Annotated in this window: 19 protein-coding genes and 1 tRNA gene; 8 read left to right on the top strand and 12 right to left on the bottom strand. The window is 52.7% G+C overall.

The window, feature by feature from the left end:
• Window positions 1-16: 16 nt before the first annotated feature.
• Window positions 17-1,396: a putrescine aminotransferase gene (gene ygjG / locus ACJHX4_RS07985; protein WP_001297164.1), complete on the bottom strand. Its 1,380-nt coding sequence runs from the start codon at window positions 1,394-1,396 to the stop codon at window positions 17-19.
• 417 nt (window positions 1,397-1,813) lie between these two features.
• Between ygjG and aer the strand changes: the two genes are divergently transcribed.
• Window positions 1,814-3,334 (top strand): aerotaxis sensor receptor Aer, encoded by a 1,521-nt coding sequence (gene aer, locus ACJHX4_RS07980; protein ID WP_000094714.1) that lies wholly within the window; start codon window positions 1,814-1,816, stop codon window positions 3,332-3,334.
• Between the two features lie 106 nt (window positions 3,335-3,440).
• Here aer and nfeR read toward each other — a convergent pair whose 3' ends face one another.
• Window positions 3,441-4,064, bottom strand: coding sequence for a DNA-binding transcriptional regulator NfeR (nfeR, locus tag ACJHX4_RS07975; RefSeq protein ID WP_000017999.1), 624 nt, complete (start codon window positions 4,062-4,064; stop codon window positions 3,441-3,443).
• Window positions 4,065-4,351: 287 nt separating this feature from the next.
• On the opposite strand from nfeR, the gene nfeF reads away from it, so the two are divergent.
• The gene (nfeF, locus tag ACJHX4_RS07970; RefSeq protein WP_001066500.1) at window positions 4,352-5,116 is read left to right on the top strand and encodes an NADPH-dependent ferric chelate reductase NfeF; all 765 of its coding nucleotides are present in this window, start codon (window positions 4,352-4,354) and stop codon (window positions 5,114-5,116) included.
• Between the two features lie 53 nt (window positions 5,117-5,169).
• Here nfeF and ACJHX4_RS07965 read toward each other — a convergent pair.
• A tRNA-Ile gene (locus tag ACJHX4_RS07965) sits at window positions 5,170-5,245 on the bottom strand.
• Window positions 5,246-5,369: 124 nt separating this feature from the next.
• Between ACJHX4_RS07965 and mug the strand changes: the two genes are divergently transcribed.
• The gene (gene mug, locus ACJHX4_RS07960; RefSeq protein WP_000228937.1) at window positions 5,370-5,876 is read left to right on the top strand and encodes a G/U mismatch-specific DNA glycosylase; all 507 of its coding nucleotides are present in this window, start codon (window positions 5,370-5,372) and stop codon (window positions 5,874-5,876) included.
• 77 nt (window positions 5,877-5,953) lie between these two features.
• Here the strand turns inward: mug and rpoD are convergent, their stop codons facing one another.
• From rpoD to rpsU, 3 genes are all read right to left on the bottom strand, one after another.
• Entirely contained in the window at window positions 5,954-7,795 is a 1,842-nt protein-coding gene (rpoD, locus tag ACJHX4_RS07955; RefSeq protein ID WP_000437380.1) for an RNA polymerase sigma factor RpoD, read from the bottom strand.
• A 194-nt stretch (window positions 7,796-7,989) separates the two neighbouring features.
• Complete coding sequence (gene dnaG / locus ACJHX4_RS07950) at window positions 7,990-9,735, bottom strand: DNA primase (protein WP_000918810.1); 1,746 nt, start codon at window positions 9,733-9,735, stop codon at window positions 7,990-7,992.
• A 110-nt stretch (window positions 9,736-9,845) separates the two neighbouring features.
• Window positions 9,846-10,061 (bottom strand): 30S ribosomal protein S21, encoded by a 216-nt coding sequence (gene rpsU, locus ACJHX4_RS07945; protein ID WP_001144069.1) that lies wholly within the window; start codon window positions 10,059-10,061, stop codon window positions 9,846-9,848.
• A gap of 237 nt (window positions 10,062-10,298) precedes the next feature.
• Here rpsU and tsaD point away from each other — a divergent pair, with 237 nt between their 5' ends.
• Entirely contained in the window at window positions 10,299-11,312 is a 1,014-nt protein-coding gene (gene tsaD, locus ACJHX4_RS07940; protein ID WP_001264377.1) for a tRNA (adenosine(37)-N6)-threonylcarbamoyltransferase complex transferase subunit TsaD, read from the top strand.
• Window positions 11,313-11,354: 42 nt separating this feature from the next.
• On the opposite strand, the gene ttdT is transcribed toward tsaD, so the two are convergent.
• The 3 genes from ttdT to ttdA are packed head-to-tail and all read right to left on the bottom strand — an operon-like array spanning window position 11,355 to window position 14,379.
• Complete coding sequence (gene ttdT, locus ACJHX4_RS07935; RefSeq protein WP_000804948.1) at window positions 11,355-12,818, bottom strand: L-tartrate/succinate antiporter; 1,464 nt, start codon at window positions 12,816-12,818, stop codon at window positions 11,355-11,357.
• A gap of 47 nt (window positions 12,819-12,865) precedes the next feature.
• The gene (gene ttdB, locus ACJHX4_RS07930; protein ID WP_000722957.1) at window positions 12,866-13,471 is read right to left on the bottom strand and encodes a L(+)-tartrate dehydratase subunit beta; all 606 of its coding nucleotides are present in this window, start codon (window positions 13,469-13,471) and stop codon (window positions 12,866-12,868) included.
• Complete coding sequence (gene ttdA / locus ACJHX4_RS07925; RefSeq protein WP_000986806.1) at window positions 13,468-14,379, bottom strand: L(+)-tartrate dehydratase subunit alpha; 912 nt, start codon at window positions 14,377-14,379, stop codon at window positions 13,468-13,470. The genes ttdB and ttdA overlap by 4 nt, the downstream gene beginning before the upstream one ends.
• 206 nt (window positions 14,380-14,585) lie before the next feature.
• On the opposite strand from ttdA, the gene ttdR reads away from it, so the two are divergent.
• Window positions 14,586-15,518: an L-tartrate utilization transcriptional activator TtdR gene (gene ttdR, locus ACJHX4_RS07920; protein WP_001531984.1), complete on the top strand. Its 933-nt coding sequence runs from the start codon at window positions 14,586-14,588 to the stop codon at window positions 15,516-15,518.
• 12 nt (window positions 15,519-15,530) lie between these two features.
• Here ttdR and plsY read toward each other — a convergent pair whose 3' ends face one another.
• Window positions 15,531-16,148 carry a glycerol-3-phosphate 1-O-acyltransferase PlsY gene (gene plsY / locus ACJHX4_RS07915; RefSeq protein ID WP_001272796.1) on the bottom strand — a complete coding sequence of 206 codons (618 nt, stop codon included), beginning with the start codon at window positions 16,146-16,148 and terminating at the stop codon, window positions 15,531-15,533.
• 104 nt (window positions 16,149-16,252) lie between these two features.
• Between plsY and folB the strand changes: the two genes are divergently transcribed.
• Both folB and bacA read left to right on the top strand, forming a co-directional pair.
• Window positions 16,253-16,621, top strand: coding sequence for a bifunctional dihydroneopterin aldolase/7,8-dihydroneopterin epimerase (folB, locus tag ACJHX4_RS07910; RefSeq protein WP_001295541.1), 369 nt, complete (start codon window positions 16,253-16,255; stop codon window positions 16,619-16,621).
• Window positions 16,622-16,711: 90 nt separating this feature from the next.
• Window positions 16,712-17,533, top strand: coding sequence for an undecaprenyl-diphosphate phosphatase (gene bacA / locus ACJHX4_RS07905; RefSeq protein WP_001296428.1), 822 nt, complete (start codon window positions 16,712-16,714; stop codon window positions 17,531-17,533).
• Window positions 17,534-17,612: 79 nt separating this feature from the next.
• Here the strand turns inward: bacA and cca are convergent, their stop codons facing one another.
• On the bottom strand, window positions 17,613-18,851 hold the full coding sequence (gene cca, locus ACJHX4_RS07900) for a fused tRNA nucleotidyltransferase/2',3'-cyclic phosphodiesterase/2' nucleotidase/phosphatase Cca (protein ID WP_000708473.1): 1,239 nt from the start codon (window positions 18,849-18,851) through the stop codon (window positions 17,613-17,615).
• Window positions 18,852-18,914: 63 nt separating this feature from the next.
• Window positions 18,915-19,535, bottom strand: a complete 621-nt coding sequence (locus ACJHX4_RS07895; RefSeq protein ID WP_001125335.1) for a TIGR04211 family SH3 domain-containing protein — start codon at window positions 19,533-19,535, stop codon at window positions 18,915-18,917.
• Window positions 19,536-19,776: 241 nt separating this feature from the next.
• On the opposite strand from ACJHX4_RS07895, the gene ygiF reads away from it, so the two are divergent.
• A complete protein-coding gene (gene ygiF / locus ACJHX4_RS07890; RefSeq protein WP_000046307.1) occupies window positions 19,777-21,078 on the top strand; it encodes an inorganic triphosphatase in 1,302 nt (433 codons plus the stop codon).
• The last annotated feature ends 2 nt before the right edge of the window (window positions 21,079-21,080 follow it).

The following is a 21,080-nucleotide window of genomic DNA, read 5'->3' as shown; positions in this document are numbered from 1 at the left end:
GCCATCCGATTTGATATTACGCTTCTTCGACACTGACTCGCATGGCCGCCAGCGCCTTACGCGCCGCTTTGATCACCAGTTCACACTGTTCAATGGTCAGTGTCAGTGGCGGTTCAATGCGGATCGTTTTAGCGTTGTTGAGTGTTCCGGCCACCAGTACGCGCTGGCGGAACATCTCGCTGGCAAAGTTATAGCCGATTTCGTTATCAACAAACTCAATCGCCATCAACATCCCTTTACCACGCGCTTCCTGTACCAGATCGGGATATTCCCGCGCCAGTTGACGGAAACCGTCCAGCAACATATCGCCTTTTTGTTCAGCCTGAGCCGGTAAGTTCTGCTCCAGCAACACATTGATGGTCGCCAGCGCCGCCGCACAGGCCAGCGGGTTGCCGCCAAAGGTGGTAGTGTGCAGGAACGGATTGTCGAACAGGACTGAGAACACCTCTTCAGTGGCGATGGTTGCGCCAATCGGCATCACGCCGCCGCCGAGCGCTTTTGCCAGACAAAGGATATCCGGCTGTACGTTCTCATGCTCGCAGGCGAACATCTTGCCCGTGCGCCCCATGCCCGTTTGTACTTCATCGAGGATCATCAGTGCGCCGAACTCATCGCACAGCTTACGCACGGCGGTGAGATAGCCTGGCGGCGGCAGAATTACGCCACCTTCGCCCTGAATCGGTTCGAGGATCACCGCAGCAACATCATCACCGGTTTTTTTGCACTCGTTAAGAGCCGTGCGCATGGCTTCGATATTGCCAAACGGTACATGACGAAACCCTGGCAGCAGTGGCATAAACGGTTTGCGGAAGGTCGATTTCGCCGTGGCCGACAGCGCGCCAAGTGATTTACCGTGGAACGCGCCGCTGGTGGCAATAAAAGTAAACTTGCCGCGCGGTGACTGATAAGCCTTCGCCAGCTTCAGCGCCGCTTCAACGGATTCGGTGCCGCTATTACAGAAGAAGCTGTATTTCAGTTTACCGGGCGTTAGCGCCGCAAGGGTTTTCGCCAGCATCGCCCGTAACGGATCAAGCAGCTCCTGGCTGTGAAGCGGTTGTTTCGCAAGTTGATTCTGTACGGCGGAAACCACAACTGGATTACGGTGCCCCACGTTGAAAATTCCAAAACCTCCCAGGCAGTCGATAAACTCCTGTCCCTGGGTGTCGACAAGCGTATTTAAACCTCCCGCTTGCCACTCTACGGCTCCGTAATCCCCGCCGGCGGTAACAGATTTGCGATACTCTAAAAACCCCGGATTGACATGCTCTTTGAAGTATTCAATCACCTCCCGGTTAAGTGCTTTCATCTCCTCATGATCCAACGTTCGCTTTTCAATGAGATTCAGGGCGTGGGCGCTGCACGCTAAAGCTGATGCGCTCGAAGGTAACCTGTTCAAAATATGCTCCGGAGGCTCGCGTATCACATGATACCGATTTAAGTATTGCAGGGATTGCGCCACTCCGGCTGCGATCGCGAAAATCGGGATAAACACAAATGTGGTTATCATTTGCGCAATATTTAATGCTATTTGCTAACATTTGCTGTTATTTTGCACGGTTTTTGTCGGGTATGGATTTGATGATTGCTGCGCAAATGCACGCTTTCAGGGCAATAATTGCCTGATTTTTGGGCAAGATAATTAACGTTTTCGTATAGTAACAGAGTGAAAGTATTTTAAATCAAGGAATTAGATTTGTGCTTTAATCGCAAATTGCGATCTAAATCAAATTAATTGGTTAAAGATAACCGCAGCGGGGCCGACATAAACTCTGACAAGAAGTTAACAACCATATAACCTGCACAGGACGCGAACATGTCTTCTCATCCGTATGTCACCCAGCAAAATACCCCGCTGGCGGACGACACCACTCTGATGTCCACTACCGATCTGCAAAGCTATATCACTCATGCTAATGACACTTTTGTGCAGGTGAGCGGCTATACCTTGCAGGAGTTACAGGGGCAACCGCACAACATGGTGCGTCACCCGGATATGCCAAAAGCGGCGTTTGCGGATATGTGGTTCACCCTGAAAAAAGGGGAACCCTGGAGCGGCATCGTGAAAAATCGCCGCAAAAATGGCGACCATTATTGGGTGCGGGCCAATGCGGTACCGATGGTGCGCGAGGGAAAAATCAGTGGCTATATGTCGATTCGTACCCGGGCGACGGATGAAGAGATCGCGGCGGTGGAGCCGCTGTACAAAGCGCTGAATGCCGGACGTACCGGTAAGCGTATTCATAAAGGCCTGGTGGTGCGTAAAGGCTGGCTGGGTAAACTGCCTTCATTACCGCTTCGCTGGCGGGCGCGTGGAGTGATGACCCTGATGTTTATCGTGCTGGCGGCCATGCTCTGGTTTGTTGCTGCCCCGGTGGTGACGTATATCTTCTGTGCATTAGTGATGTTGTTGGGAAATGCCTGTTTTGAATGGCAAATTGTACGTCCGATAGAAAATGTCGCCAGCCAGGCACTGAAAGTGGCGACCGGAGAACGTAATAGTGTTGAGCATCTGAAGCGCAGCGATGAGCTGGGGCTGACATTACGCGCGGTAGGGCAGCTTGGCCTGATGTGCCGTTGGCTAATTAATGATGTCTCAAGCCAGGTGTCCAGTGTCAGAAACGGCAGTGAGACGCTGGCGAAAGGCACCGATGAACTGAACGAACATACCCAGCAGACAGTTGATAACGTTCAGCAAACGGTGGCGACCATGAACCAAATGGCGGCGTCGGTGAAACAGAACTCTGCCACGGCGTCGGCTGCCGATAAACTTTCTATCACCGCCAGTAATGCGGCAGTGCAGGGCGGGGAGGCGATGACTACGGTGATCAAGACAATGGACGATATTGCCGACAGTACCCAGCGCATTGGCACCATTACTTCGCTGATTAACGATATTGCGTTTCAGACCAATATTCTGGCCCTGAATGCGGCGGTGGAAGCGGCGCGTGCCGGCGAACAGGGCAAAGGTTTTGCAGTGGTGGCGGGGGAAGTGCGTCATTTAGCCAGCCGCAGCGCCAATGCTGCCAACGATATTCGCAAGCTGATTGATGCCAGTGCTGATAAGGTGCAATCTGGTTCGCAGCAGGTACACGCCGCCGGACGGACGATGGAAGATATTGTGGCGCAGGTAAAAAACGTCACCCAGTTGATAGCTCAGATTAGCCATTCAACGCTGGAACAGGCCGATGGGCTTTCCAGCCTGACCCGTGCAGTGGATGAGCTTAACCTGATCACCCAGAAAAACGCCGAGTTAGTGGAAGAGAGTGCGCAGGCGTCGGCGATGGTGAAACACCGCGCCAGCCGACTGGAAGACGCGGTGACGGTGCTGCATTAATCGGTATGCCGGATCCGGCGGTTGGAGCACAATGCCTGATGCGATGCTGGCGCATCTTATCAGGCCTACGGGGTGTGTAGGGTACGCCGCATCCGGCAATCGGTGATTAATCCAGTTGGGTAATATCAAAAGCGGCGCGGTCGATCACCGCAATGATCTTTTTTATTTGTGCATCAGTGATATCGCTCTGGTTGACGCATAAATCCAGCACCGCTTTAAAATTATCCAGCGCCCGCTTCATTTGCGGGTTCTGGCGCAGCGCAGCGCCAACGCAACGCGCTTTGATGCGTTCTTCAATCATCTCTACCTGTTCGCGGTTTTCTTCCAGCCACTGCGCGCCTTGTTCGGTCAGCGCAATCTGCTTCTTACCACCTTCCTCTTCGCGGATGGTAATCAGCGACTGCTCCTGCAGAAAATCCAGCGTCGGGTAGATGACGCCCGGGCTTGGGGTGTAATTCCCCTGGGTCAGATTTTCAATCGCTTTAATCAACTCGTAACCGTGGCTGTCATCGCGCGAGAGAATATCCAGAATCACCAGACGCAATTCACCGTGACCAAAGAAACGTTGCCGACGACCGCCGCCGCGACCGTGGCGACCACCGCAGCATTGACCGTGTTCATGCTGGTGACCGTGTCCGCAGTGCTCGTGTTCTGACTTCTCACCTTTGCAGCAGCCCTCATGGCGTGGCTGGCCTTCATGTTTACAACACCCTTCGTGATGATGGCTCATATCAGCCTCCTTTTGCTTAATTAGATATATCTAATTTATATCTGATATGAGCATTACTGCAAGTACAAAAATGATTTTTAAACGCAGGTTTACTCAACATGTAGGCCGGATAAGGCGTTCACGCCGCATCCGGCATTGAGCAATGATGCTTGATAAGAGGTTGCGCGTCTTATCAGACTACAGATATATCAGTGCTACAAATCACTTGCATTTATCATGATTAACAATCATTATCATTTGTGGAATTTATTTAGATATATCTGATTACCATCACGAAGGCGATAACAATGAATAACACCCCCCGCTACCCACAGCGCGTTCGCAATGATCTGCGCTTCCGTGAACTGACTGTGCTACGCGTTGAGCGCATCAGCGCCGGTTTTCAGCGCATTGTCCTCGGCGGCGAGGCGCTGGACGGTTTTACATCGCGCGGCTTTGACGATCACAGCAAACTCTTCTTTCCTCAACCTGACGCTCACTTTGTGCCGCCAACGGTAACGGAAGAGGGCATCGTCTGGCCGGAAGGATCACGCCCACCGTCGCGTGACTATACGCCGCTGTATGACGAACTACGCCATGAACTGGCGATTGATTTTTTTATTCACGACGGTGGGGTCGCCAGCGGCTGGGCGATGCAGGCGAAACCGGGCGATAAACTTACGGTGGCAGGTCCGCGCGGTTCGCTGGTGGTGCCGGAAGATTACGCGTATCAGCTGTATGTCTGCGATGAATCCGGAATGCCCGCACTGCGCCGCCGCCTGGAAACGTTGAGCAAACTTGCTGTTAAACCGCAAGTTAGTGCGCTGGTTAGCGTGCGGGATAACGCCTGTCAGGATTATCTCGCGCACCTTGATGGTTTTAATATCGAATGGCTGGCACATGATGAGCAGGCGGTAGATGCGCGTCTGGCGCAGATGCAAATCCCTGCCGATGATTACTTCATCTGGATAACCGGCGAAGGCAAAGTCGTTAAGAATTTAAGCCGCCGCTTTGAAACGGAACAGTATGACCCACAGCGGGTACGTGCGGCGGCTTACTGGCACGCAAAGTAACGGATATATAAAAAGAAAAAGGCTGACGATTTCTCGTCAGCCTTTGCTATGTCTGGTGGCCCCTGCTGGACTTGAACCAGCGACCAAGCGATTATGAGTCGCCTGCTCTAACCACTGAGCTAAGGGGCCATGGTAGCGGATTATAAAGTAACTCCGTGTCGCAATCCAGCCATTACCGCGCGCCTGCTGTTTTTATAAACAATGTATTTTCAATCCGTTATACTTTTCCTGGTGATGTTAGAAAGGAGTAAATATGGTTGAGGATATTTTGGCTCCAGGGTTACGGGTCGTGTTTTGCGGTATCAACCCTGGTCTTTCATCCGCCGGGACTGGTTTTCCCTTTGCTCATCCGGCAAATCGCTTCTGGAAGGTGATATATCAGGCCGGGTTTACCGACCGTCAGTTGAAGCCGCAGGAGGCACAGCATCTGCTGGATTATCGTTGTGGCGTCACCAAACTGGTAGACCGTCCAACGGTGCAAGCCAATGAAGTTTCAAAGCAGGAGCTACACGCAGGCGGGCGTAAGCTGATTGAAAAAATTGAAGATTATCAGCCGCAGGCGTTGGCGATTCTGGGCAAACAAGCATATGAACAGGGATTCAGCCAGCGCGGTGCACAGTGGGGGAAACAAACGCTCACCATTGGTTCGACGCAGATTTGGGTGCTGCCAAATCCCAGCGGTTTAAGTCGCGTTTCACTGGAGAAACTGGTTGAAGCGTATCGCGAGCTGGACCAGGCGCTGGTGGTGCGTGGGCGATAAAAACGCCACCGAAAAGGTGGCGTTTGTGCGGAGGGACTAGTGCCGGGTGCGGCGTAACACCTGATCCGGCCTACCGATTAATCGTCCAGGAAGCTACGCAGCACTTCAGAACGGCTCGGGTGACGCAGTTTGCGCAGCGCCTTCGCTTCGATCTGACGGATACGTTCGCGGGTAACGTCGAACTGTTTACCCACTTCTTCCAGCGTGTGGTCGGTGTTCATATCGATACCGAAACGCATACGCAGAACTTTCGCTTCACGCGCGGTCAGGCCAGCCAGCACGTCGTGCGTTGCCGCACGCAGGCTTTCGGTGGTCGCAGAATCCAGCGGCAGCTCGAGGGTGGTATCCTCGATGAAATCCCCCAGATGCGAATCTTCATCATCACCGATCGGCGTTTCCATGGAGATTGGCTCTTTGGCGATCTTCAGCACTTTGCGGATCTTGTCTTCCGGCATCAGCATGCGTTCAGCCAGTTCTTCCGGCGTTGGTTCACGGCCCATCTCTTGCAGCATCTGGCGAGAAATACGGTTGAGCTTGTTGATAGTCTCAATCATATGCACCGGAATACGGATGGTGCGCGCCTGATCCGCGATAGAGCGGGTGATCGCCTGACGGATCCACCAGGTAGCGTAGGTGGAGAACTTGTAACCACGGCGGTATTCGAATTTATCAACCGCTTTCATCAGGCCGATGTTACCTTCCTGAATCAGGTCAAGGAACTGCAAGCCACGGTTGGTGTATTTCTTGGCGATAGAAATAACCAGACGTAAGTTCGCTTCAACCATCTCTTTCTTCGCACGGCGGGCTTTCGCTTCACCGATGGACATACGACGGTTGATATCTTTAACCTGCTCGATGGTCAGGCCGGTTTCTTCTTCAATCTGCTGCAGTTTCTGCAGGGCGCGATGCACTTCTTCAGAGACATCATGCAGTTTTTCCGACCACGGCTTGTTCATCGCAATTGCCGCGTTGAACCAGGTATCGCTGGTTTCGTTGCCGGTAAACAGGGTAATGAAGTTTTTCTTCGGCATTTTGCACTGCTCAACGCAGAGCTTCATGATCAGACGTTCTTGCGTACGAACGCGGTCCATCATGACGCGCATGCTGTTGACCAGGTAGTCAAACTGCTTCGGCACCAGGCGGAACTGTTTGAATACTTCAGACAGTTTCAGGATCTCTTCCTGAGCGGCAGCGTGACTGCGGCCTTTCGCTTTGATGGTGTCACGCGTTACAATGTACTGAGCGCGCAGTTCCGCAAATTTTTCGCGAGCCAGTTCCGGGTCGATGCTGTTGTCATCATCGGCGGTATCGTCGTCACCATCTTCTTCGTCTTCATCTTCGTCATCGTCCAGATCTTCCTGGGAAAGCTCAGAACCGACGTGAGTGGCGGTAGGTGCCAGATCTTCTTCTGCGTTCGGGTCAACAAAGCCGGTGATCAGATCGGACAGACGCGCTTCTTCTGCTTCAACACGATCGTACTGTTCCAGCAGATAGGTGATCGCTTCCGGATATTCAGCAACGGAGCATTGAACCTGGTTGATCCCGTCTTCAATACGCTTAGCGATGTCAATTTCGCCTTCGCGGGTCAACAGTTCAACGGTGCCCATTTCACGCATGTACATGCGTACCGGGTCAGTCGTGCGCCCGATTTCAGATTCCACGCTGGAAAGCACCTGCGCGGCGGCTTCGGCAGCATCTTCGTCCGCGGTGTTTTCAGCCAGCATCAGATCATCGGCATCCGGTGCTTCTTCCATCACCTGAATGCCCATGTCGTTGATCATTTGGATGATGTCTTCGATCTGATCTGAATCGACGATATCTTCCGGCAGATGGTCATTGACCTCGGCATAGGTCAGATAGCCTTGCTCCTTACCACGGGTGACAAGAAGTTTCAGCTGTGACTGCGGGTTTTGCTCCATAAGACGGTATCCACACTTATTTCATGAGGTTGGTGTTGGGCGATTGACCCGATGTCCTTCAGCCGTTAACGCTGAAATCCAACGGTTGTTTACCGCCAACGATAATTACGAGGGCGTACTTATATATTTGCCGCTGCCTCTCAGTGCGGCTGTCGGGGGCTTCCCGATCGCTCTTCGGCACTTAAGCCGTTAAATCACTTTTTCGCCAGCTCCTGGTTTAATGTCCAGAGCTCCAGGCGTTCTTCGTTGCTTAAACCATGCGTGCGCTCACGAGCGATTAACTCTTCCTGGCGCAGTTCAAGCAGCGAATCAAACATATGGTTGAGTGAGTCGGTGAAGGTTTGCTCAGCAATATTCTTATCTGCTATATCGTCCCACATCGACAGTTTTTCAAGGGTGGCAGCATTATTTGTACCACGATAGTGCTCTAAAAGTTGCCCGGTGGTCAGACCTGGCTGGGAGAGACAAGTGTTGACCAGTTCTCTGAATAAGCCAAGTCCAGGGAGCTTATTTTCATCCAGATTCTCAAGCGGCGGGACCAACGTCGCTAATTCTGGATTTTGCACCAGCAACCCTATAAGTATACGCATGGTCGTGCGTTTTAGCTGCGGAACAGGGCGAGAAACGCCGCTCTCTGCCGCTTTTGGCATTAATCGTTCAAGCTGGCTGTCATCAAGTATGCCTAATTTGTTGCCTAATTCCTGACGAAGATATATTCGCAGCGTTTCGCCCGGCACTTGCGATATCAGTGGCAGTGCCAGCGTACTCAAACGTGCGCGCCCGTCAGGGGTACTCAGATCAACTTGCGGCATCAGACTGTTAAACAGAAATGCGGAGAGTGGCATCGCCTGCTCCATCCGCGCTTCAAACGCTTCTTTACCTTCTTTTCGTACCAGCGTGTCAGGGTCTTCGCCATCCGGCAAAAACATAAAGCGTAGCTGACGACCGTCTGTCATGTAAGGCAACGCCGTTTCCAGCGCTCGCCAGGCGGCATCGCGGCCTGCACGGTCGCCGTCATAACAGCAAATGACATTGTTGGTCGCGCGGAACAACAGTTGTATGTGATCGGCGGTGGTTGACGTACCTAACGACGCAACGGCGTAATTAATGCCGTATTGCGCCAGCGCCACCACGTCCATATAGCCTTCGACCACAAGCAGACGATTGGGTTCAGCGTTATCCTGCTGCGCTTCATAAAGACCGTAAAGCTGGCGGCCTTTATGGAAAATGTCCGTTTCCGGCGAGTTCAGGTATTTGGGGGTATCGTTGCCCAGCACGCGTCCGCCAAAACCAATCACCCGACCGCGTTTATCACGAATGGGGAACATCACCCGCTCGCGGAAACGATCGTAACTGCGCCCCTGATCGTTAGTGACCAACATGCCCGCATCAATCAATGACTGGCGATTTTCTGGATTGCCGCCAAACCGCTTCAGGACGTTGTCCCAGCCGGGGGGCGCAAAACCAATCGCAAAGCGAGCGATAACCTCGTGGCTTAATCCGCGTTTTTCCAGATACTGGCGCGCAGACATGGCAACAGGTTGTTGTAAAGATTGTTGGTAAAACGTATTCAGACCGTCCATCAACTGATAAAGCGTTTGCCTCTGATGGCGCTCGATCTGGCTGGGGCCGCTGCCTGCTTCAAATGGCACTTCAAGATTGTGCATTGCTGCCAGCTCTTCGACCGTTTCGACGAACTCGAGCTTGTCGTAGTTCATCAGGAAGTCGATCGCGTTGCCGTGCGCGCCACATCCAAAGCAGTGGTAAAACTGTTTCTCACCGTTAACGGTGAATGACGGGGTTTTCTCGTTGTGGAATGGACAACACGCGTGGAAATTCTTGCCCTGCTTTTTCAGCTTCACACGGGCATCGATCAGATCGACGATGTCAGTGCGTGCCAGCAGATCATTAATGAATACGCGTGGGATTCGTCCAGCCATAGGCCCCGATTTTTAGCAATTCATAAACGAAAATAAGCCGCGCATTCCTTTCGGAAGCACGGCCTTACAACTACAACTCGGTCTGATCGGAGAGCAACGCTCTCGGGGAATTAGTACAGACGAGTGCGGCGTGCGTTTTCGCGAGCCAGTTTCTTCGCGTGACGTTTCACTGCAGAAGCTTTAGCGCGCTTACGTTCGGTAGTCGGTTTTTCATAGAACTCACGACGACGAACTTCCGCCAGAACACCTGCTTTTTCGCAGGAACGCTTGAAGCGACGCAGAGCTACGTCGAACGGCTCGTTTTCACGTACTTTAATTACCGGCATGTGCCTCTCACCTTTGATTAATTCGGTTTGCCGCTGGCATCAACGCCAGCTTATTTCAAAATGGTGCGGAATTTTACTGCAATTGCTGCTGCTTTGTAAAGCACCGCGGCCTTTTTTGAAAGGGACTTTTATAAGGGTGAGGAGTATACACGAGGCTTTCTCCAGGGGCGAACAAAGTTTTACATCAACCCGCATTGGTCCTACACTGCGCGGTAATAAAGCGAGGTAAAACAAGTCATGCGTGTACTGGGTATTGAAACTTCCTGCGATGAAACCGGCATCGCCATTTACGACGATGAAAAAGGTTTGTTAGCCAACCAATTGTATAGTCAGGTGAAATTGCACGCTGACTACGGCGGCGTCGTGCCTGAACTGGCCTCCCGCGATCACGTGCGTAAAACCGTACCGTTGATCCAGGAGGCGCTAAAGGAGTCTGGTTTAACGGCAAAAGACATTGATGCTGTGGCCTATACCGCAGGCCCAGGATTAGTCGGCGCACTGCTGGTTGGCGCGACCGTGGGGCGTTCTCTGGCGTTTGCCTGGGACGTTCCGGCAATCCCGGTACATCATATGGAAGGACATCTGTTAGCGCCGATGCTGGAAGATAACCCACCGGAATTTCCGTTTGTCGCGCTGCTGGTTTCCGGCGGTCATACGCAGTTAATCAGCGTGACTGGCATTGGTCAGTACGAGCTGCTCGGCGAGTCTATCGATGATGCTGCTGGTGAAGCGTTTGATAAAACCGCGAAGCTGCTGGGGCTGGATTATCCTGGCGGACCGTTACTGTCTAAAATGGCGGCTCAGGGTACTGCCGGGCGCTTTGTTTTCCCGCGTCCGATGACCGACCGTCCGGGGCTGGATTTCAGCTTTTCTGGTCTGAAAACCTTCGCGGCAAATACCATACGTGACAACGGCACTGACGATCAGACGCGTGCCGATATCGCCCGCGCCTTTGAAGATGCAGTGGTCGATACGTTGATGATTAAGTGTAAGCGAGCACTGGATCAGACGGGCTTTAAGCGACTGGTCATGGCAGGCGGCGTGAGTGCTAACCGCACGTTGCGGGCGAAACTGGCGGAAATGATGAAAAAACGCCGTGGCGAAGTGTTCTACGCGCGTCCGGAATTTTGTACGGATAACGGTGCGATGATCGCCTATGCCGGAATGGTGCGGTTTAAAGCAGGCGCGACGGCGGATCTCGGCGTGAGTGTGCGTCCGCGCTGGCCACTGGCAGAGTTACCGGCCGCGTAAAACTATTGGGTGCCGGAGAGCAATTTCCGGCACCGTCCTCACTTAAAGCAACACCACGGGCATCCACAGTAAGCCGGTAATCACCAGCAATACGAGGAATATCAGCCCAAAAATCGCCCCCAGTCGCCAGTAATCCGCCGTTGGCAGATAACCACTGCCGTAGTAAATCGGACTGGGTCCGGTGGCGTATGGTGTAAGAATGCTCCCCAGACCAATTGCCGCACCAACCATCAGGCAGAACACCGGCAGCGGGATTTCCGGCATCGCCAGCGCGGCGGCAATCATCATCGGTGCGAGAGCGGAGGTATACGCTGTGGCGCTGGCAAAAAAGTAGCGCAGCAGATAAAAGACCACAATCAACGCCACCATCACTATCGTTGGCGAATAACCGCTTAAGCTGCCTGCTAACAGTTTGCCAAACCAGCTAATAAAACCGGTGTTGTTGAGTCCGGTAGCGAGGGTGATAAGCGAGGCCAGCCAGAAGAAAACGTTCCACGCCGCTTTATTACTGACAATGTCGTCCCAACTGATAATGCGCAGAAGCAGCATCAGCGCCACCACGCTGTAACCGACCATCGCGGCATCGATATAATCACCGCCAAAAATCCACAACACCAGTGCGCCTACCATCAGCCCCAGCATCCGTTTTTCACGCGAACAGAGCGGGCCCATTGCCTGCAGTTCCGTCTCTGCCCAGCGCGGCACCTGATCGCCAGACTTCAGTACCGGCGGGTACAGCACGTAAGCCAGCCAGGGAACCAGCAAAACCAGTAAAATGCTGAGCGGCAACATCCCGAGGAACCAGTCGCCCCAGCTTAGCATGGCGTGAGATGCGCTTTTCATCAGTCCAATTAACAGCAAATTTGGAGCCATCGCCGTCAGGAAAATGGCGCTGGTCACGCAGTCGGCAACAATCCCCATCCACATGATGTACGAGCCAATGCTGCGCGAACTGCTGTCGTTTGGTTGTGATTGATAGAGCGGTGGCAGGTTACGGATGATGGGATAGATAATCCCCGCACCACGCGCCGAGTTGGACGGTGTTACAGGCGCGAGTATCAGCTCGGAGAACATCACTGCATAGCCGAGAAACAGCGTGCGATGCCCCATTTTTTTCACCAGAATCAGCGCGATGCGACGTCCAAGCCCGGTTTTTTCATAGCCCGTACCAAACATAAAGGCGGCGAAAATAAGCCAGATAACTGAATTAGAAAAACCAGAAACCGCCCAGGAGAGGGATTTGGCGGTGAACTTAAAACCTGGCTGGGCGAGCTGCTCCGGGCTAAACAGCAGCCACGGCGAAAGAATGGCGATGATGGATATACCCACCATCGCCACCACGGCACCCGGCACGGGTTCGAGGATCAGTCCAACGATCACGCCAGTAAAAACGGCAAAGTAGAGCCAGGTATGACTCTCCAGCCCTGCGGGAAGCGGAAGTAGAGCAATAATGGCGATGACCGCCAGCGGCGCAAGGTATCGCCACCATTCAGTGGAAGGTTTCATCGTGTTATGCCTGCGAAAAAGGAGAGGGGCGAGCCTCTCCGTGAGGGTTATTTGATGTAGTGGACGTGCTCGCAGATCTCTTCCACGATGGGATCGCGGCGTTCGGCGAACAGCTTTTTATTTTCGGCTATCAGGTTGTTGCCGTGGGTATCTATAGAGACAATCAGCGGGCCAAACTCTTTGACCCGGCAGACCCACAGCGACTCTGGCATCCCGAGTTCTGTCCAGTGCACTTCTTCAATCTCTTCCACTTGAGTTGCCGCCAGTACCGCACAGCCAGCCGGGAAAATCACATGCAGCGCCTTGAATTTCTGGCAGCCTTCTTCGGTCAGCGGCCCCATTCCGCCTTTGCCGACCACCAGTTTCACGCCGGTCTGCTCGATAAATTCACGTTCAAAACTTTCCATACGCATACTGGTTGTCGGGCCGACGGATACCATCTCCCATTTGTCGCCGTTTTTGCGCACGATGGGGCCAGCGTGGAAAATCGCTTTGCCGTTGAGATCGTAAGGGATCGGACGTTTCAGTTCGATCAAGCGACGGTGACAAACGTCACGGCAGGTCACCAGCGTACCGGTCAGGTAGATCACATCGCCGACGCGAATATCTTGCAGATCTTCAGCTTTGATCGGGGTTGTCAGGATCTTTTTCATAACGCGCTCCGGGTGTGAGACAGATTTTCAAAGGTGAGATCGGCATGAACCAGCAGTGTGCCGCGACGATGCGCCCAGCAGCCGGTAGAAACAGCAACGCCGATGGTTGACGGATGGCGAGCGGCAGATTCGATATGCACGCCCATCACTGAACTGTTGCCAGTCAGCCCTTGTGGACCAATCCCCAAACGGTTGAGTCCTTCTTCCAGGCGTAGCTCCAGCTCTGCCGCTTTCGGATTGGGGTGGCGGCTGCCAATCGGGCGCAAAATGGCTTTTCGCGAGAGCACTGCGGCGGTTTCCACCGAGGTAGCGATGCCAACGCCCACCAGTACCGGCGGACAGGCGTTTACGGCGAGGGTGGAGATATTTTCGAAGACGAATTTCACTACGCCTTCGTAGCCTTCTGACGGCATTAACACTTTCGATCGGCCAGGTAGCGTGCAGCCGCCGCCTGCCATGTAAACTTCGATTTCCGCATCGTCACCGTCGGGGACGATATCCCAGGTGACCCACGGTACGCCGCTGCCGGTATTTTTGCCGGTGTTTACTTCGTCAAAAATTTCTACCGCATTGTGACGCAGTGGCGCTTTGACGGTTGCCTCTTCCACGGCTTGTTTGAGTATGCTTTGCAGCTCGCCAAGCAGTGGGAAACGGGAACCGACCTTAACAAAAAACATGATTTCGCCGGTGTCCTGACAGGCAGGACGATTCAGGTCGATCGCTTTTTGCATGTTATCGAACATCGTGTGGTAGATGATTTTTCCCATCGACGATGTTTCGGCATCCTTTAGCTGTTTTAGTTTATCCACCACGTCATCAGGCATTCGGGTAGAAATCATGGCGGTAAAGTTAGCGACAATCTCCGTCAACTTATTCACTGCCTGTTGCTTATTACTTTCGCTCATCATGGCAACTCCAGTTTATGTATTTGTCTGGAAAAATTCACCGCCACAAACTACCACTAAAAATGTGGTTTTATATTTTTTGCCACCGTGAATATGTAATTAACAGTTCGTGAATCAACGCGAAAATAAGAACGAATATTGCGCCAGAGCAGGGAATGGTAATGTTTTGCGAAATACACTGCGTTTATCAAAACTGCGGATATTTAACAATGCTAAATAGCTGGCCTTTAGCCAAAGACTTGCAGGTACTGGTGGAAATCGTCCATAGCGGGAGTTTTAGTGCTGCAGCGGCGACGCTTGGGCAAACGCCTGCATTTGTCACCAAGCGGATCCAAATCCTTGAAAATACGCTGGCAACAACGCTGCTGAACCGCTCCGCTCGCTGCGTGGCGCTGACTGAAAGTGGCCAACGTTGTTACGAACATGCGCTGGAAATCCTCACCCAATATCAGCGACTGGTCGATGACGTCACGCAAATCAAAACGCGCCCGGAGGGGATGATCCGCATTGGTTGCAGTTTTGGTTTTGGGCGCAGCCATATTGCGCCAGCTATTACCGAACTGATGCGCAATTATCCTGAGTTACAGGTGCATTTTGAATTGTTCGATCGACAAATTGATTTAGTGCAGGATAATATTGATCTGGATATTCGTATTAATGACGCAATTCCTGATTATTATATTGCGCATCTTTTGACAAAAAATAAAAGAATATTATGCGCAGCACCTGAGTATCTGCAAAAATATCCGCAGCCACAATCCTTACAGGAATTAAGTCGTCATGACTGCCTGGTGACCAAAGAGCGCGATATGACCCACGGAATATGGGAGTTGGGGAACGGTCAGGAGAAAAAATCGGTGAAGGTAAGCGGACATCTTTCCTCCAATAGCGGCGAGATTGTGTTGCAATGGGCGCTGGAGGGCAAAGGGATTATGCTGCGTTCCGAGTGGGATGTGTTGCCGTTTCTGGAGAGTGGCAAACTGGTGCGAGTATTGCCGGAGTATGCACAAAGCGCCAATATCTGGGCTGTTTACCGGGAGCCGCTCTATCGCAGCATGAAATTACGTGTCTGTGTGGAATTTCTGGCGGCATGGTGCCAGCAACGGCTGGGCAAGCCCGACGAAGGCTATCAGGTCATGTAGATCCACCAGAAATCACTCGGGATCCTTTTCGCGCTTTCTTTTGAATTTCGTCCAGATTTTTGTCTCCTGGCGACGCCACAGACGCTGGATGTTGTCATGATGACGCAGCAGGATCAGGCAAGAGAGCATCGAAACCGGGAAGGTGAATTGTGGCTTAAACCACCAGACATAAAACGGAGCAATCAGTGCACTGACAATCGCTCCCAGCGACGAGTAACCACTCAATAGCACGGTCAGTAACCAGGTTCCCGCCATTACTCCAGTGAGATCCCAGCCAATTGGTGCGATGGCACCAAAAGCGGTAGCAACGCCTTTTCCTCCTTTAAAACCGAAGAAAACGGGCCAGATGTGTCCAAGACAGGCGGCGATGGCAATTAAGCCTAGCCAGAAGGGGCTGACACCTAATTCATACGCGCCCCAGACGGGCAACATTCCTTTCAGAACGTCGAAAATCAGTACTGCTACGGCTGCTCCCTTGCCACCGATACGTAACACATTGGTTGCGCCTGGATTGCCGGAGCCGCTGGTTCGCGGATCGGGTAACCCACACAAGCGGCAAACCAGAATGGCACTGGAAATGGAGCCGCAGAGGTACGCGATGAGGATCATTCCAGGCGCGATTGCACTCATAAGCTGTTCCGTTTTGAAAATTCGTGTTCAACGATGAATCTGTGGATAATACGCACATTTCGCCGGAAGTGGTATCCGGTTAGCCAAAAAGCAGGCAGGACGTGATGGATATTGTATTTATAGAGCAACTTTCGGTAATCACCACTATTGGTGTTTACGACTGGGAACAGACCATCGAACAGAAGTTAGTGTTCGATATCGAAATGGCGTGGGATAACCGTAAAGCGGCGAAAAGTGATGATGTGGCGGATTGCCTCAGTTACGCTGACATTGCAGAAACGGTGGTCAGCCACGTCGAGGGGGCGCGTTTTGCGCTGGTGGAACGCGTGGCTGAAGAGGTGGCGGAACTGCTGTTAGCACGCTTCAACTCGCCGTGGGTGCGTATCAAACTCAGCAAGCCAGGCGCAGTGGCGCGGGCGGCGAATGTTGGCGTAATCATTGAGCGTGGCAATAATCTGAAAGAAAATAATTAATTTTACAGCTGTTAAACCAAACGATTATAACCTGGTCATACTGCAGTAGTTCGGACAAGCGTTACATTTTTATAATTTAGGGGTTTATTGATGAGCGATATGCACTCGCTGCTGATAGCGGCAATATTGGGTGTGGTCGAAGGATTGACAGAATTTCTGCCGGTATCCAGCACGGGCCATATGATTATTGTCGGTCACTTGTTGGGGTTTGAGGGCGACACGGCGAAAACCTTTGAAGTCGTGATCCAGTTAGGATCAATTCTGGCGGTAGTAGTGATGTTCTGGCGGCGTCTGTTTGGCCTGATTGGCATCCACTTTGGCCGCCCGTTGCAGCACGAAGGAGAAAACAAAGGTCGTTTAACGCTGATCCACATTTTGCTGGGGATGATTCCGGCGGTGGTACTGGGGCTGTTGTTCCACGACACGATTAAATCATTGTTTAACCCGATAAATGTCATGTATGCACTGGTCGTTGGCGGTCTGTTGCTGATTGCTGCCGAATGCCTGAAGCCGAAAGAGCCGCGTGCGCCGGGTCTTGATGATATGACCTATCGTCAGGCGTTTATGATTGGCTGTTTCCAGTGTCTGGCGCTGTGGCCGGGTTTCTCCCGTTCCGGGGCGACCATTTCAGGTGGGATGCTGATGGGGGTGAGCCGTTACGCTGCTTCCGAGTTCTCGTTCCTGCTGGCGGTGCCGATGATGATGGGCGCAACGGCGCTCGATCTCTACAAAAGCTGGGGCTTCCTGACTACCGGCGATATCCCGATGTTTGCCGTTGGGTTTATCACCGCTTTTGTGGTGGCGCTGATAGCGATTAAAACCTTCCTGCAATTGATTAAGCGCATTTCGTTTATCCCGTTCGCCATTTATCGCTTTATTGTGGCGGCTGCGGTGTACGTCGTGTTCTTTTGATTGAGAGATAGTGTCGGATATGACGCTTGTGCGTCTTATCCGACCTAAGGGATTTCTGCAATATACTGAATTTAAAAAGTTAATCAGGCTTTGGGCAACGTTGTTCCTTCCAGCTGGCTACCGCCGCAATCCGCCGTCGGGTCAGCTCCTCACGAATCTCCACACCTTTAAATCCTGCTTCAACGACGGCTTTTGTCGGCACTGACTGCGCCACTTCCCAGGCTTCGCGCAACCAGCGGCCTTGCGGGTAGTCCGCTGATTCAAAACCGGTTCTGCCGCGCACGTCAGCCTCGCTGGTCAGCGCCAGTTGCTCGACACGCTGCGGTTTACGCCAGGCGTCAATGGAATCAAACAATTTAACAATGGTTTTCGGGTTCAGCATTGGAAAGGTGTGGATGAGATCGTGAAACTCAGCTACCAGTCTGGCTAAATCGCGAATTTCATTTGGCACGCGCAGACGCTGGCATAGTTGTTCCACTAACTTCACACCCGCCGGGCCATGACCATGATGACGTGGCCAAAGTTCTGGCGGCGTCAGTCCTTTACCGAGATCGTGGCATAACGTTGCGAAACGAACATCGACCTGCGGACTCAGCATCGCCGCCATTGAGAGCGTCATTAAGGTATGAATACCCGTGTCGATTTCCGGGTGCCACCTGGCAGGGGCCGGAACGCCAAACAGGGAGTCAATTTCCGGGAATAAAACGCGCAGTGCGCCGCAATCGCGCAGTACCTGGAAGAACACCTGGGGATTGCGGGTGGTGAGGGCGCTTTCCGTCTCTTTCCATACCCGTTCAGGCGTCAGGTGTTCCAGTTCACCCGCATGGGTCATCTCGCGCATCAGCGCCAGAGTTTCATCGGCAATACGGAAACTGAGGTGGGCATAACGCGCAGCAAAACGCGCTACGCGCAACACGCGTAACGGATCTTCGCCAAAAGCGGGGGAAACATGGCGCAACAGACGATTTTGCAGATCGCCCAGACCGTTGTACGGGTCGATAATCTCGCCGTTATCGTCCTGGGCCAGCGCATTAATGGTCAGATCGCGACGCTTAAGATCATCTTCCAGCGAGACATCCGGTGCGGCATAGCAGGTAAAACCGGTGTAACCGGAACCAGATTTCCGTTCGGTACGTGCCAGTGCATACTCTTCATGCGTTTGCGGATGCAGAAACACAGGAAAATCGCGGCCTACCTGCTGGTAGCCCGCGTCGAGCATCTCCTGTGGCGTACTGCCGACCACCACCCAATCTCTGTCTTTGACCGGTAGCCCTAACAATGCATCCCGAACAGCACCACCGACCAGATAAATCTTCACGCCATCATCCCTTCGTCAAATACACAATTCCTAATAATAAGACAGTGCAACGAAGAAGGCGATTTAGTTCATCCAGCGATCTTTGCGTTTGCGGCTTGGGATCAGGTGCGGCAGTACCAGACCAAGCAGCAAGCCAAGCCCCAGCACGCCACCGCCATACATAAACCACTGCATGATGATGGTGCGCTGTTTGTCATCCAACTGTACGCTGGCGGCATCGACCTTTTTCTGCGCGACAATCAGCTCGTTTTTCAGTTTCTGATTTTCTTCTTTTAACCTGTTGATCACGCTGTCACTCTGCGCCACTTTTTGCTGCATTTCTGCGGTGCGCTGATTCCAGGTGTTATCGATATTGGTGAGTTTATCGGTCAGAGTTTTGACCTGATTTTCCAGATCTGGCACACGGGAGCGCAGGCTTGGTTCAGTGCTAAGTTGTTTCAACGGGATCCAGGCAGTACGGCCAGAGCTGTCTTTCACCTGGGCATAATTGGTGTTGGCGTCAGTTTGTAATAAGGTCACTTCCTCGCCGGCGTTAACCGTGCCCACGAGGCGATAATGATCTCCCGGACCGCTACGGACCCAGGTATTCAGTTCGTCGGAAACATAGCGCGTTTCTTCAGCGTGTGAGACGGCAGTCGCGCTAAGTGCGAGTAAAGTTAATCCGATCAGGCGTAATTTTGGCATCAGGCTGTCGTTATTGTCATGGAAAGTGGAACGATAGTAGTGGCATCAGTGTCGCTACGCAAAGCATTCGACATCAATCGGAATCCTCTGTGTCAGGTCTTGCCACTGCTTCAAACTTTTACGCCCGTCAAATTGCCCGTTGCATGGCAATTTGGCGCAAAATACTATCTACTGACAAAAAAGATCGCATTAAGTTCGCCGTTCATCGTCACTTATGTGACATAACCAGTAAGTAAAGGCCATGGCTCAGGAAATCGAATTAAAGTTTATTGTTAATCACAGTGCCGTTGAGGCGCTGCGTGACCATCTCAATACGCTGGGCGGCGAGCACCATGACCCCGTGCAGTTGCTGAATATTTACTACGAAACGCCGGATAATTGGCTGCGTGGGCACGACATGGGCTTGCGTATTCGTGGCGAAAACGGTCGCTATGAGATGACCATGAAAGTTGCAGGAAGAGTGACAGGCGGCTTACACCAGCGCCCGGAATATAACGTGGCGTTGAGCGAACCGACGCTCGACCTGGCGCAGTTACCGACGGAAGTCTGGCCGAACGGCGAATTGCCTACCGATCTCGCTTCCCGCGTGCAGCCGCTGTTTAGCACCGATTTTTATCGCGAAAAATGGCTAGTAGAGGTCGATGGCAGCCGAATTGAAATCGCTCTCGATCAGGGTGAGGTGAAAGCGGGTGAATTTGCTGAACCTATCTGTGAGCTGGAACTGGAACTGCTTAGCGGCGACATGCGTGCGGTGCTGAAACTGGCGAACCAACTGGTATCGCAAACCGGATTACGCCAGGGCAGCCTGAGCAAAGCAGCGCGTGGCTATCATCTGGCGCAGGGCAATCCGGCGCGTGAAATCAAACCGACCACCATTTTGCATGTTGCGGCAAAAGCTGATGTGGAACAGGGGCTGGAAGCGGCGCTCGAGCTGGCGTTAGCGCAATGGCAGTATCATGAAGAACTGTGGGTACGCGGCAACGATGCGGCGAAAGAGCAGGTGCTGGCAGCCATTGGCCTGGTTCGTCATACACTGATGCTGTTCGGTGGCATTGTGCCGCGTAAAGCGAGCACTCACTTACGTGATCTGCTGACTCAATGCGAGGCGACCATTGCTTCTGCGGTTTCTGCCGTAACGGCGGTCTACTCTACCGAAACGGCAATGGCGAAGCTGGCGTTGACCGAATGGCTGGTAAGCAAAGCCTGGCAGCCGTTTTTAGATGCCAAAGCGCAGAGTAAAATGAGCGATTCCTTCAAACGCTTTGCCGATATCCATCTTTCCCGCCATGCCGCTGAACTGAAAAGCGTTTTCTGCCAGCCGTTAGGCGATCGCTACCGTGACCAATTGCCACGCCTGACGCGTGATATTGACTCAATACTGTTGCTGGCGGGTTACTACGATCCTGTCGTCGCGCAAGACTGGCTGGAGAACTGGCAGGGGCTGCGTCACGCTATTGCGACCGGGCAACGCATTGAAATTGAACATTTCCGTAATGAGGCAAACAATCAGGAACCGTTCTGGTTGCACAGCGGAAAACGTTAATC

Source organism: Escherichia sp. WS2035 (assembly GCF_046487065.1).
Taxonomy (GTDB): domain Bacteria; phylum Pseudomonadota; class Gammaproteobacteria; order Enterobacterales; family Enterobacteriaceae; genus Escherichia; species Escherichia coli.
The sequence above is the reverse complement of the archived record's forward strand: the minus strand, read 5'-3'. Positions and strand labels throughout refer to the sequence as shown.